12 protein-coding genes are annotated in these 12,466 nt (G+C 62.7%); 3 read left to right on the top strand and 9 right to left on the bottom strand.

The window, feature by feature from the left end; genetic code table 11:
* Nucleotides 1-7: 7 nt before the first annotated feature.
* The 4 genes from tpiA to Q1A53_RS01195 form a co-directional block, all read right to left on the bottom strand.
* A complete protein-coding gene (gene tpiA, locus Q1A53_RS01180) occupies nt 8-754 on the bottom strand; it encodes a triose-phosphate isomerase (RefSeq protein ID WP_299962143.1) in 747 nt (248 codons plus the stop codon).
* A gap of 139 nt (nt 755-893) precedes the next feature.
* Nucleotides 894-1,238, bottom strand: coding sequence for an iron-sulfur cluster assembly accessory protein (locus tag Q1A53_RS01185; RefSeq protein ID WP_299962145.1), 345 nt, complete (start codon nt 1,236-1,238; stop codon nt 894-896).
* 24 nt (nt 1,239-1,262) lie between these two features.
* Nucleotides 1,263-1,829 (bottom strand): sugar O-acetyltransferase, encoded by a 567-nt coding sequence (locus Q1A53_RS01190; protein ID WP_299962147.1) that lies wholly within the window; start codon nt 1,827-1,829, stop codon nt 1,263-1,265.
* Nucleotides 1,830-1,838: 9 nt separating this feature from the next.
* Nucleotides 1,839-2,201, bottom strand: coding sequence for an SUF system Fe-S cluster assembly protein (locus tag Q1A53_RS01195; protein ID WP_299962149.1), 363 nt, complete (start codon nt 2,199-2,201; stop codon nt 1,839-1,841).
* A gap of 284 nt (nt 2,202-2,485) precedes the next feature.
* On the opposite strand from Q1A53_RS01195, the gene Q1A53_RS01200 reads away from it, so the two are divergent.
* Nucleotides 2,486-4,288: an NAD(P)/FAD-dependent oxidoreductase gene (locus tag Q1A53_RS01200; protein WP_299962150.1), complete on the top strand. Its 1,803-nt coding sequence runs from the start codon at nt 2,486-2,488 to the stop codon at nt 4,286-4,288.
* Nucleotides 4,289-4,485: 197 nt separating this feature from the next.
* On the opposite strand, the gene Q1A53_RS01205 is transcribed toward Q1A53_RS01200, so the two are convergent.
* From Q1A53_RS01205 to Q1A53_RS01225, 5 genes are all read right to left on the bottom strand, one after another.
* Nucleotides 4,486-5,145 (bottom strand): hypothetical protein, encoded by a 660-nt coding sequence (locus Q1A53_RS01205; RefSeq protein ID WP_299962152.1) that lies wholly within the window; start codon nt 5,143-5,145, stop codon nt 4,486-4,488.
* Nucleotides 5,146-5,500: 355 nt separating this feature from the next.
* Nucleotides 5,501-6,280: a universal stress protein gene (locus Q1A53_RS01210; RefSeq protein ID WP_299962154.1), complete on the bottom strand. Its 780-nt coding sequence runs from the start codon at nt 6,278-6,280 to the stop codon at nt 5,501-5,503.
* A 301-nt stretch (nt 6,281-6,581) separates the two neighbouring features.
* The gene (locus tag Q1A53_RS01215) at nt 6,582-7,109 is read right to left on the bottom strand and encodes a hypothetical protein (RefSeq protein ID WP_299962156.1); all 528 of its coding nucleotides are present in this window, start codon (nt 7,107-7,109) and stop codon (nt 6,582-6,584) included.
* Between the two features lie 226 nt (nt 7,110-7,335).
* Nucleotides 7,336-8,721, bottom strand: coding sequence for a 30S ribosomal protein S6--L-glutamate ligase (rimK, locus tag Q1A53_RS01220; RefSeq protein WP_299962157.1), 1,386 nt, complete (start codon nt 8,719-8,721; stop codon nt 7,336-7,338).
* A 56-nt stretch (nt 8,722-8,777) separates the two neighbouring features.
* Entirely contained in the window at nt 8,778-10,364 is a 1,587-nt protein-coding gene (locus tag Q1A53_RS01225) for a pentapeptide repeat-containing protein (protein ID WP_299962158.1), read from the bottom strand.
* Nucleotides 10,365-10,460: 96 nt separating this feature from the next.
* Between Q1A53_RS01225 and tgt the strand changes: the two genes are divergently transcribed.
* Both tgt and Q1A53_RS01235 read left to right on the top strand, forming a co-directional pair.
* Nucleotides 10,461-11,585 (top strand): tRNA guanosine(34) transglycosylase Tgt, encoded by a 1,125-nt coding sequence (gene tgt, locus Q1A53_RS01230; RefSeq protein ID WP_299963032.1) that lies wholly within the window; start codon nt 10,461-10,463, stop codon nt 11,583-11,585.
* 101 nt (nt 11,586-11,686) lie between these two features.
* On the top strand, nt 11,687-12,373 hold the full coding sequence (locus Q1A53_RS01235) for a methyl-accepting chemotaxis protein (protein WP_299962160.1): 687 nt from the start codon (nt 11,687-11,689) through the stop codon (nt 12,371-12,373).
* The last annotated feature ends 93 nt before the right edge of the window (nt 12,374-12,466 follow it).

A 12,466-nucleotide genomic window follows, 5' to 3' on the forward strand; every position in this document is an offset into this window, starting at 1 on the left:
TGCGCGGTCAGCTTTCCGACAGTGCGGTGATGATGGGGGAGAAATCCTCCGCCGAGAGGCTTGCGCCGCCCACAAGCGCACCGTCAACGTTATCCAGCGCAAAGATATTGTCAGCGTTGTCCGGTTTGACGGACCCGCCGTAGAGCAGGCGCATGCTCTCTCCGGCCGCGCCGAAGCGGTCGGAGAGCTTGGCCCGCATCCGCGCGTGCACATCGGCGATCTCGTCCATGGTGGGGGTCTTGCCGGTGCCGATGGCCCAGATCGGCTCATAGGCGACGACGAGTGTCTCCGGTGCACTGCCGCTGGGGATGGAGCCTGCGAGCTGTGTCTCGATGACGTCGAGGGCGCGGCCGTCTTCGCGTTCGTCGAGGCTTTCGCCGATGCAGACGATGGCGATGAGCCCTGCGGCCTGGGCCGCGGCGGCTTTTGCGGCGACCTGTGCGTCCGTCTCACCGTAGGCCGCGCGGCGTTCGGAATGGCCGACGATGACGTGGGTGGCACCGATTTCCGCGATCAGGGGTGCGGCAGTGTCACCGGTGTGCGCACCTTTTTCCTCAGCGTGGCAATCCTGTGCGCCGATCATCACGGGGCTGCCAGCAGTGTTTTGCAGCGCGTGGCCCAGAAGGGGGGCTGGCGGGCACAGCACCACGTCAACGGGGCATTCAGGATGCGCGAGGTTGAGCTTGCGGATCATGTCCAGCGCGGGGATCGACCCGTTCATCTTCCAGTTGCCTGCTGCCAGTTTGCGCCGCATCGTGTTCTCCCGTTGTTGAATGCGATCTTGTTAGCAAGCTGCGGGCGGCTCTACAAACGAATGCAGCGGGGCGACCTGTCTTCCAAGGCGGTAAATCAACCGGCGGTCATGCGTGCTTCTGCCTAGGTTTCTGAGGCGGTCAGCCGAACTTGATAGATTCGCCGCAGCCGCAGGCCTCGGTCACATTGGGATTGCGGAACTTGAAACAGCTCTCGAGCAGCGATGTCTCGTAGTCGATCTCCGTGCCAAAGAGGAACATCTGCGCCATGGGGGCGATCATCACGCGGGCGCCGTCCTGCTCGACGATCTCGTCATTGGGATCGGTCGCCTCGACATACTCCATGGTGTATTCCATGCCCGCGCAGCCGCCTTTCTTGACACCGATGCGCAGGCCCGCGTGACCGGCGGAGGTCATGAGCTTGGCCACCTGGGCGGCGGCCTTGGGGGTCAGGGTGACGGCTTGCTTGCCGGGGATGCCGAACATGTATGCTCTCCTTTGACCGCCAATTTAAGCGCTGGAAGCCGGTGAGACAAGCGGGCGCGCGGGATTTCCCGCGACCGTCGCACCTGCTGCAACACTGCGGGTGACAACGGCGCCTGCACCGATCACTGCATCCTCTCCGATGCTGACCCCGGGCAGGATCAATGCGCCACCGCCGATCCAGACATTGCGTCCGATAGTGATGGGGCGGCCGAACTCCAGCCCGGTATCGCGCGTTTTGGCGTCGCGTGGGTGGTCGGCGGTCAGGATCTGCACGTAAGGGCCCACCTGAGTCATATCGCCGATGTGGATCGGACAGACATCGAGCAGCACGCACCCGTAGTTGAAAAACACGTCCCGGCCCAGATGAATGTTGTAGCCGTAATCCGCATAGAACGGTGATCGCAGCGCGCAGCCCGTACCGCGGCTGCCGATCCACTGATCCAGGATCGCGGTTCGGTCCTCGACGTCCGAGACGGTCGTGGCGTTGTACCGTTGCTGGAGCGCCTGGCTTGCCGCGCGTTCCTGCACCAGTGCCGGATCGCCCGCGCGGTAGAGCTCTCCGGCGATCATCTTTTGTTTTTCGGTCGGCACGGCGTGTGTCTACATGAAGCCCAGTTCGAGACGCGCCTCGTCCGACATCATGTCCATGCCCCAGGGGGGCTCCCACACCAGCGCCACATCCACGTGCTTGACGCCGGGCAGGGGCTCCACCGCATCGGCGACCCATCCGGGCATCTCGCCCGCCACGGGGCAGCCCGGTGCGGTCAACGACATCTTGATGTCGACTTCGTTGGCCTCGTTGATGGCAATCGTGTAGATCAGCCCGAGCTCGTAGATATTGACCGGGATCTCCGGGTCGAACACGGTGCGACAGGCCTCGACCACCTGCTCATAGAGCGGGTGATCGGTCGAGGAGGGCGCGATCAGCGGCGTGCCTTCGAGCGGTTCGGGTGCATTGTTCATCATCGGGCCTCTCGGTCGCTTCCTGAGTTTTTACATAGGTCATTTGGTGCCGCAGTTAAAGGGGCCGCGCGGCCCCTTGGTGCCCGGGCGGCACCCCGGGGCGGGGGGCTGGCAACGGTGGCGCCCGCAGCGGGGCGGGTGCGGGGTTCCTGGTGCGACGTAAAAAGGGGCCGCGCGGCCCCTTGGGTCGCCGCGGCGCCGGTGGAGGAGGGGGCAGACCAAGGAAGGTGTCGCGCGGCGGCGCTTCTTCTGCCACAGTGGTACCGTCTAACGGGAGGTAGATGATGCTTGACACAGTAACCAACGATCAGATGAGCGCGTTTCTCGATCGCTTTGGCGCAGCGCTCGAGGCGGGGGACATCGACGCGGTTGTAGAGATGTTCCAGACCGATTGCTACTGGCGCGATCTGGTGAGCTTTACCTGGAACATCAAGACGATGGAAGGCCGCGACGCCGTTCGCGACATGCTGGAGGCGCAGCTGGGCAGCACCAAACCCACCGCCTGGCAGCTGGCCGAGGGCGAGCTGCCCACCGAAGAGGGCGGCATCGTCACCGCCTGGATCACCTTTGAGACAAAGGCGGCGCGAGGCTACGGGCTGGTGCGGCTCAAGGACGGGCTCATCTGGACGCTGCTCACCACCATGGTGGAGCTGAAGGGCCACGAGGAACCGCTGGGCTACGAACGGCCTCTGGGTACCAAACACGGGGCGGGCAAGCATCGTCTCAGCTGGGCTGAGGAGATCGAGAAGGAGCGCACCGAGCTTGGCTATACCACCCAGCCTTACACGGTCATCATCGGCGGTGGACAGGGGGGCATTGCCCTTGGCGCGCGGCTGCGGCAGCTGGGGGTCCCCACCATCATCGTGGAGAAGAACGAGCGCGCGGGCGACAGCTGGCGCAACCGGTACAAATCGCTCTGCCTGCATGACCCGGTGTGGTACGATCACCTGCCCTATCTGCCGTTTCCGCCCAACTGGCCCGTCTTTGCCCCCAAGGACAAGCTGGGCGACTGGTTGGAGATGTACACGCGGATCATGGAGCTGAACTACTGGACCCGCTCGGAGGTGCAGAAAGCGGAATGGGACGCAGATGCGGGCACCTGGATCGTCAAGGTGAACCGCGACGGCGAAGAGGTGACGCTGCGGCCGACGCAGCTGGTCTTTGCCACCGGCATGTCGGGCAAGGCCAATGTGCCGGACTTTCCCGGGATGGAGCGCTTCAAGGGCGACCAGCATCATTCGTCGAAACACCCCGGCCCCGATGCCTACAAGGGCAAGAAGGCGGTGGTCATCGGGTCGAACAACTCCGCCCATGACATCTGTGCTGCCCTGTGGGAGCATGACGTCGATGTGACCATGGTGCAGCGCTCCTCCACCCATATCGTGCGGTCAGAGCCGCTGATGGAATACGGGCTCGGGGATCTTTATTCCGAGCGCGCGGTGGAGGCGGGCGTGAGCCATCACAAGGCGGATCTGATCTTTGCCTCGCTGCCCTACCGGATCTTGCATGAGTTCCAGATCCCGGTGTATGACAAGATCAAGGAGGTCGATGCGGAGTTCTACGCAGGACTTGAGAAGGCGGGCTTCCAGCTGGACTGGGGGGCGGACGACTCCGGGCTCTTCATGAAATACCTGCGGCGCGGGTCGGGCTACTACATTGATGTGGGCGCCAGTCAGCTGATCATCGACGGCAAGATCAAGCTGAAGGCCGGTCAGGCGACCGAAGTGGTCGAAGACGGTGTGATCCTCGATGATGGCACAAAGCTGGAGGCGGATGTGATCGTCTATGCCACCGGCTATGGCTCCATGAACGGTTGGGTCGCGGATCTGGTGGGGCAGGAGACGGCAGACCGCGTCGGCAAGGTCTGGGGTCTGGGCTCTGACACGCCCAAGGATCCGGGCCCCTGGGAAGGCGAACAGCGCAACATGTGGAAGCCGACGCAGGTGGAGAACCTCTGGATGCACGGCGGCAACCTGCACCAGTCGCGGCACTATTCGCAGTTCCTGTCCTTGCAGATCAAGGCGCGGATGGAAGGGATCGACACGCCCGTCTACGGTCTGCAGGAGGTGCATCACTCGGGCCGCTGAGCCTGTCGTCTCTCAATAGGCTGGAGCGGGTGCGCTGCTCCGGCCTACGTCACACAGGGGCCCATCGGCAGATGATGCGTGGGCTTGGCGAGATGGCGCTTTGCGCCGGCGGAGCGGCTTCGTAGCCGGTAGATGATGCGTATCGGTCCTCTTGAGGACGGGCGCCTCGTCATAGCGATTGGGGTCTGTCGCCTCGGCTAGAACCGCAATGTGATGGCTTCAAAGGATAGCTTGCTCCAGTAGCTCGACCACAGCAGGAAACCCGCGAATTTGCAAAGGTCCTCGGTTGCGTTCGGGACGGCAATCGCGGCGGGCATGGCATCCAGCGTCACGGACAGCGCCAGACACAGGACGCTAAGCACCAGCGGCAGATGTCGCACCTGCGCAAGATAAGCGCGCTGCATCCATAGTATCGCCGTCGCCGCGCAGCCATAGAGGGCAAACATGACCATCTCGAACCACGGCAACAGGTCGCGGATCGGCCCGTCGTGGAGCAAAAAGAGATCGTCCAGAGCCAGCAGCGCGGAGAGCAGCGACACCCAACCCAGTAACCTTGCCCGAGGCGCGCGCAGGGCGGTGGCCATCATCGTGGTCGTCGCGGCGATGATCAGCACCACGATCCCGCCGTTGGAGATTGCGCCAAGAAAGAACGGGCCACCCGCGTAGGTCGCGGGGTCACTCAGCGCAACGGCGACATCGCCACCGCGCAGGTGAATGGCCATCAAAAGAGCAATGGCGATGACCAGCACGCCTGCGGTTATCAGGATTTCGATAAACGGGCTCTGGGTCAGCCGCAGCGTCTTTGGCGGGCTTAACTCCGCTCGGGTGCCAAGGTCGGATGGGTGACTGTCATACATTTGTTACATTATATTTCGAGGCGCCCGAAATCCCAGTGAAAAGTTAACGCCGTCGCGCGGTCTTCATCGCTTGCGCACTGTCAGGTCAAGGTCAAAGACAACCGCCGGTTGCCGAAAGCCGCCGGGTGAGAAGATGAGGTTGTGCCCGGGAGCATACGACCTGCTGTCAGCCTGCCGCCAGCGACCGGTCATGGACATGCCAGCTTCCAGCGTCGTTTGATCGGGCTTGGCCAATCGTGAAGCCAAGGCAAGCGTCCGCTCGCCTACGGTCTGCACCACATGCGTTGTCGGAGATGGCTGGAGGACGCGTGCCCCAAGCCGGACCGCAAGTCGACGCCGGGAAGGAGCCTCGTGCTTATTTCGCGATCAGCAGATCGCAGGGTGGTTTACGGATCAGTGTGGCGGACAGGCTGCCCAGGATATAGCGGCCTGCGCCCGAGCGGGTGTGCCCGCCGATGACCAGCAGATCAAAACTCTGATCCGCCATGATGTCCTGCAGCGCCTCCTCCGGCCGTGCCTCGATAAAGACAGGATAGGGCAGGTCCTGCGGCAGCGGGTGCATCGCCTTCCAGGTCTCGTAATCACGCTCCGCCTCCTCGCGGAAAGAAACCTCATGGGCGGTAAAGACGGTCAGATCAGCGCCGGGGGCGAGGGCGGCAATATGACCGAGTGCAGCGGCGCAGACGTCCGAGAGTGCGACACCTGCGAGGACCCGGGTATATGCCTGCTCAGCGCTGCCGGTCACGAGCAGTACCGGGACGGTGCTGGAGCGGATCAGGTGCTCCATGGTGGTTTCGCGGATCTGGTCAAGGAACGCGCGGCGGCGGTGCAGCCCGACGATCAGCAGATCCGCCTCGACGCGGGCCACCGTCTCGGTGATCTGCTGGATTGCGTCGCCCTTGGCCACGGTGATCTCGACCGATAGGGGGCGTTTGCCTGCGTCCTCTGCCACCTGACCCGAGAGCATCGTCCGGGCGCCGACCTCCACGGGCTGGGACAGCGGTTCAGGCAACGCGGCATCGACGATATGCAGCACGGTCAGCTGCGCGCCTGTCTCGGCGGCCATGTCCACGGCCCGGCGGAGCGCCGGGCGCGACCGCTCCGACAAATCACTGGCGATCACGATGTTCTTCACAAGACTGCCCCTCCGCTGGAATGATGATTCCGGTGAGGTTCATCTATGCAGCCTCTGGCGCAGCACAAGATGCGATCGGACCGGTCCCGCACGCTCTCCGCCCGCGACGGGCGGCTGCGGGCCAGCCAAGGTTTGGTGACCGCGATCCCGATGAGCTTGCCAATGTCGCGCCTGGCCTGTCGGGTGCGCCGGACGCGGCGCACAACACCCCGCTGGTTCGGCGATCTTTCAGCCTGCTGGACGTCGCATTGGGCCGGTCACGCAGTCATCCGTGAAGACCACTGCGGACCGATCCGAAGGGTCAGCTTGGACGGGCACCGCGCAACGCCGTCAGAAATGCGGCGAGGTTGGCTCTGGCAGCTCCTTCATTCGCGAGTCTCAGCCGCTCGACGCCCAGAAAGGCCTCATTATAGGCGGCGGTGTGGGGTGTGCGGATCGTCTGGTCAAAGAGCGCGCGGCCAGCGCTGTTCAACACCCTGTAGCGGACGGTCATCTCGACCGTCATGGAGGCGCCGAAGAGCGGCTGTTCCACCGCGATCAGGTCGGCCGCGACCCGCAGCGGGCCACCATCGCGAATGTAGCCGCCTTCCAGTAGGGCGCTGTCGAGTGCGGATTGGAACGCGGTATCCGAGATTTCGGACGTCCAGAGCGGCGACGTTTCGCGGCCGCCGGTCACGTCGGTCGATCCGATCTGCTTGGCGTAAATGCTCGAGGTGGATACGGGCGCGATGGAGGTGGGTTTCATCGCGATGGGGCTCGCACCCGAGGCGCAGCCTGCCAGGATGGCGACCGACAGCAAAAGAGCGAGTTTTTCAATGATCGGTCTCAATTCAATACTCCTTGGGTACGGGTATGGGTCCGCTCGGGGTCGTCCACCCTGCGTGGACCGGGCCCTTATCAACGGCATACGTCCCTATAAAGCGCCGACAGCAGCCAAGGTTAATGATCTCGGCGGTCGTGTCTCTTCATTGGTGCCGTCCTGGTCCGTCGGGAGCCTTTCGGCACGACCTTCGTCGCGCGAACGGGTCGGGTCCGCGCGCGGGACGCTTGGCCTATCAGCCCCGGGCGCGTTTGCGGGCAGGCTGCGGTTTTACGCGGGCCTCGATCTCGTCGTAGAGTTTGCCGACGATGTCCTTGTTCGTTGCCTTTTCGATCCCTTCGAAGCCCGGAGAGGAGTTGACCTCCAGCACTTTGGGGCCTGCTTCTGATCGCAACAGATCGACCCCGGCCTTGCCCAGACCGAAGGCGCGGGCGGCACGCACTGCCGTGTCGCGTTCCTCCTTGGTGATGCGTACCACCTTGGCGGAGCCGCCCCGGTGCAGATTGGACCGAAAGTCCCCCTCCGCCCCGGTGCGTTTCATGGCCGCCACGACCTTGCCCGCGATGACGAGACAGCGGATGTCCTCGCCCGCCGCTTCCTTGACGAAATCCTGCACGAGGAAGTTCGCCTTGAGCCCGCGGAAGGCGTCGATCACGCTCTCTGCGGCCTTTTTCGTCTCGGCCAGCACCACACCCTTGCCCTGAGTGGATTCCAGCAGCTTGACGATCACCGGTGCGCTGCCCACCAGCCCCATCAGGTTCGACGTGTCCTTGGGCGAGGCGGCAAAGGCGGTGGTGGGCATGCCGATCTTTTTGGAGGCGAGGATCTGGTGGGCGTGCAGCTTGTCGCGGCTCGCGGTGATACCGGCGGAGCCGTTGACGCAGTAGGTGCCGATGGTCTCGAACTGACGGATGACCGCGGTGCCATAGGCGGTGACGGATGCACCGATGCGCGGGATCACCGCGTCATAGCGCGGCAGGCGTTTGCCGTCGTAGTGAACCTCGGGCGCCATGGCGTTGATCGCCATGTAGCAGCGGGTGGTGTCGATGACCTCCACCGCGTGACCGCGCGCCTCGCCCACCTCGACGAGGCGGCGGGTGGAATAGTTGTCTTCCCGGCTGAGCACCGCGATGCGGAGTGCGCGTTTGGGGGCGCGTTGCTTGAGGGCGGCGGTGTGATAGTCGTCGTAGCTGAGTTCGGGCTGGAGATTTTTCTCCGTGGGCGAGATGGAGATGTGATCGGTCAGGGCCTGCCGGCCCAGCAGCATCCGCGAGGACATTTGCTGGCGGTTGGTCAGCGTGATCTCGATGGGCCAGCTCTGGCCTGCGACGGCGAGGGTGGAGGAGATGACGAAACGCTGTTCTGTCTCGCCGTTGGACGAGGTCACCTCGCGCCGGTCGACCAGCGGGGCCGAGCAGGTGATGGCCATGTCCGCGCGGCCTGCGATGGGGTGGACGTTGAAGCGGACCTTGGGCTGTTTGGCGGGGCCGAAGACCTCGATGTCGTGGGCGTGCAGCGCCGAGGTGCGCGCACCGGTGTCCACCTTGGCCTTGATCGCGGGCAGACCGAGGTCGGGCAGGGCCACCCATTCCTCCCAACCAAATGTGAGTTTTCCGTCCATATCGCCCCCTCGCTGGCTTGCATGGGTAACAGGCGGGACCCGGCCTCACAAGCGGGTCACTGTGGTAGCGGCCCGGTCTTCCATGTGCAGCCCGGGGGCGGAGGGATGGCGGAGGTGTCCTTATAATCGTCGGGAGCAATCTGTTCCCAAGCAGGAGGCGCATACTCTGGCGGTGCCGCTTCAATCCACCCGCGCCAGCGCCCAAAAAACGCTTCGTCGTCCAAGTCCTGATCAACCCATTGGCAGGGGTGGCCCATCTGGTTTTGGAAGCCTTCGGGCAGTTGGACGGTTCCGTCGAGAAAAACGTTCCGGAAATCTGTCCTTTTGTCGAAAACCACTGCGGTCAGATCAATATTTCTAAGCAGGCCACCGTTGTTTACACTTCCGTTCAGATCGGTCCCATTCATGAATGCCCCTCTCAGTTGCACCCTTACCATTTCAGCGTTGCGGAAGATCGCGTCATCTAAAAGTGCCCCCTGCAGATCGACATCCTCCAGAGTTGAACGGGTCATATTGGCCCTTGCCATTCGAACTCCTCGCAGTACCACGTCTTTCATGGTTACTTTGCGCAAGTTTGCACCTTCCAACTGCGCCCGTGTCAGTATCGTTCCTCGCAGCAAATAGTCCTCTCCTCTCATGTTTGCGCCTGCGAGGAAAACCAAACGCAGAATAGCATTGTTGAAGTTTGGCCTATCTGCTCCCTCCCTTTCCCAGAGTGGCCTGTTCATATCTGCTAACAGGGTTCTATGCCGAGCCCACCATTCGTTGTTGAAGGCTTTGCGTTGCGGCTCGTCCAAACCTATCAATGTGCAAGGTGTTTCTTCTTCGCGCTTGCACCAAACCACCAGAAACTCATTGCGCGCGATCTCATAGGGCAACCAACCCGCGGGGCGTTCGACGATGTTCTCCGCTGTCAGGTCGAGACGGGCGAGATAATGTCCCGGTCTTTCGGTCACTAACCAGCTTAGCGCGCCGATCGGCAGGGCCGCCAAAGTCCCGATCAGAGCACTCAAAAATCCCGCTTTTTTCACCTGATGGGCCGGATCGCCCGCCCCGCCGCGCATCCGGTAGAAGATCATCATGGCCGAGCCCAATCCGAATATAAGGGAAAAGACAAACATGGCGGCCGCAACCCCGGTCAGCGCCAGATCACGGGCTGGCAGGGATTGAAACCAGACGTAGAGCAGCACGACAGGGCCTGCGAGCCAGGCAAAGACGATGTTCCAGAAGACCGATGGGAACTCTAGCGCGCGCGGTTGGCAGCAGCCATCCTTACGCAGGTGGCGGCGGAGGGTCAGCGCCGTGTCGGTTATCAGCCAGGGTGTGACCGCATCGCCCAAGCGGCGGTCTTTGATGCTCTCCGGCAGCTCTCCCAAAGCGTCCCACAAACGGACCAGGTAGAGGTGGAAGTAGCCGTAGACCGCGACCGTCAGGATGGGGGCCGTGTAGAAGAAAAGCCGCGTGGGCACCGAGACACCGACCAGTGGCAGCTCCGTGTCGCGGCTAACGCCGTAGAAGTCAATGGGCCGCACGCCCAGCATGGTGACGCCCACAAAGATCAGCACCGCCAGCAGGATGAACCAGGTATTGCGGGCGTTGGCGGTAAGCGCCTGTACGCGGGAAAGCCTTGTGTCATCCGTCATGTAATAACTCTTAGTTGCAATACTTGAAGTCTGGCGCAGGGTCGAAAACCGATCAAGGGTCTTGGAATGACCCGCGATTTGGGCGAAGGGGGCGTCATGAGTGTTCGTTTCGATCTTAAGGCCACGGATGGCGGTGCGCGGACCGGGGTTATCCACACCCAACGCGGAGATATTCGCACGCCCGCGTTCATGCCGGTGGGCACCGCCGCGACGGTCAAGGCGATGATGCCGGGATCGGTCCGGGAAACCGGGGCGGATGTGATCCTGGGCAATACCTATCATCTGATGCTGCGGCCCACGGCAGAGCGCATCGACCGGCTGGGCGGGCTGCACAGCTTTATGAATTGGGACAGGCCGATCCTGACCGACTCCGGCGGGTTTCAGGTGATGAGCCTTGCCGCCTTGCGCAAGCTGACGGAGCGGGGGGTCACATTCAAAAGCCACATCGACGGGTCAAAACACGAGATCACGCCGGAGCGGTCCATGGAGATCCAAGCGCTGTTGGGCTCTGACATCGTGATGTGTTTTGACGAATGTCCCGCCCTGCCCGCGGACCGCGACCGGATTGCCGAGAGCATGGCGCTGTCGATGCGGTGGGCGCAGCGGTCGCGGGAGGCCTTTGGCGACAGGCCCGGACACGCGCTCTTTGGCATCCAACAGGGCGGGCTGGAGCCTGATCTGCGCGCCGAAAGTGCGCAGGCGCTGGTGGAGATCGGCTTTGACGGCTACGCGGTCGGCGGGCTTGCCGTGGGCGAGGGGCAGGAAGCGATGTTCGGCTGTCTCGATCATGCGACCGCGCATCTGCCGCAGGACAGGCCACGCTACCTGATGGGTGTGGGCAAGCCCGATGACATCGTCGGCGCCGTGGCCCGCGGCATCGACATGATGGATTGCGTGCTGCCCAGCAGATCGGGGCGTACGGGGCAGGTCTTTACTCGGCGCGGTGTGCTCAACATCAAGAACGCGCGGCATATGGATGATCCACGCCCGCTGGACGAGGACTGCCATTGTCCGGCCTGCCGCGACTACAGCCGCGCCTACCTGCACCATGTGTTCCGCAGTCAAGAGATCATCTCGTCGATGTTGCTGACGTGGCATAACCTGACCTACTATCAGGATATCATGCAGCAGATGCGCGACGCGATCGCGGCTGCGCGGTTTGTGCCGTGGATGCGCGACTTTCACGCGGTGCGCGCGCAGGGCGACATCGACCCTCTGTGACGGATCCGGTTTTGCAATTTTTTGCGTTTTGTCCGGCCACATTAAGAAGGGCTTAACCCGGTCACGCATACATCAAGGCATCGGAAGTTAGAGGTGTCTGGATGTCTGCAAATGCGAAACGCGCTGAGGTCGATCAAGAGGGATCGCTGGAGCATACCTTGCACCAGATACTCGGGCAGTTCGCGCCATTGCGCGTCGCCGCGCTGCAGATTCTGATCTATCACATCGAGGGGCCGGACGAGGAAGACCGGCACGTCACGGACGAAGAATTCATGGCCGCCGCCGCGAGCCTTGATGCCGGATGTGCAGCGGCCCGTGCGCTGGAGGCTGAATACTTCGCCCCCCATGATCTGACGCTGCCGACTGTCCTGGCGGAAAAGCTGGCGGATCTGACGGAGGCCTTGCAGGAACTGGTGCGGATCACCTCACGATGTTCTCTGGACGACAAGAAGGTGAAAGGGTTCAATCCGTCGGCCAAGATGTATGACCTGTGCTGCCTGCGCGTGGCCAATGGCGTCAGTGATTTCAGCACCGAGCTAGGGTATTTTTTCCTGGAACTCAATGACAAGGGCAGGGCAGACGCGCTGGATCATACCAGCTCCATCGCGATGGAAATCGGCAAGATCGGTCGGGTCATCAATATGGTCGCCACCAACGCCTCGATTGAGGCGGCGCGGGTGGGCGACGCTGGCAAGGGCTTCACCGTGATCGCCGATGAGGTCAAGGCATTGTCGTCGCGCGTATCATCGCTGTCGGTCTCGCTGACGGAACGGAACGCCCGAAACTAGAGGGCCGCGGCACCGTTTTTGGGTAATTGGAGGCTTGTGATTTCCGGTGGCTCTGGCCATGTTGGCGCCAGCAAAGAGAATGACAAGGTTGAT

This window comes from uncultured Roseobacter sp., from assembly GCF_947496515.1.
Taxonomy (GTDB): domain Bacteria; phylum Pseudomonadota; class Alphaproteobacteria; order Rhodobacterales; family Rhodobacteraceae; genus Roseobacter.

What these genes read in the sequence shown, in the direction of transcription:
- tpiA (WP_299962143.1), bottom strand. Translation starts at nt 754, where the DNA reads ATGCGGCGCAAACTGGCAGCAGGCAACTGGAAGATGAACGGGTCGATC.
- Q1A53_RS01185 (WP_299962145.1), bottom strand. Translation starts at nt 1,238, where the DNA reads ATGTTCGGCATCCCCGGCAAGCAAGCCGTCACCCTGACCCCCAAGGCC.
- Q1A53_RS01195 (WP_299962149.1), bottom strand. Translation starts at nt 2,201, where the DNA reads ATGAACAATGCACCCGAACCGCTCGAAGGCACGCCGCTGATCGCGCCC.
- Q1A53_RS01200 (WP_299962150.1), top strand. Translation starts at nt 2,486, where the DNA reads ATGCTTGACACAGTAACCAACGATCAGATGAGCGCGTTTCTCGATCGC.
- Q1A53_RS01205 (WP_299962152.1), bottom strand. Translation starts at nt 5,145, where the DNA reads ATGTATGACAGTCACCCATCCGACCTTGGCACCCGAGCGGAGTTAAGC.
- rimK (WP_299962157.1), bottom strand. Translation starts at nt 8,721, where the DNA reads ATGGACGGAAAACTCACATTTGGTTGGGAGGAATGGGTGGCCCTGCCC.
- Q1A53_RS01225 (WP_299962158.1), bottom strand. Translation starts at nt 10,364, where the DNA reads ATGACGGATGACACAAGGCTTTCCCGCGTACAGGCGCTTACCGCCAAC.
- tgt (WP_299963032.1), top strand. Translation starts at nt 10,461, where the DNA reads ATGAGTGTTCGTTTCGATCTTAAGGCCACGGATGGCGGTGCGCGGACC.
- Q1A53_RS01235 (WP_299962160.1), top strand. Translation starts at nt 11,687, where the DNA reads ATGTCTGCAAATGCGAAACGCGCTGAGGTCGATCAAGAGGGATCGCTG.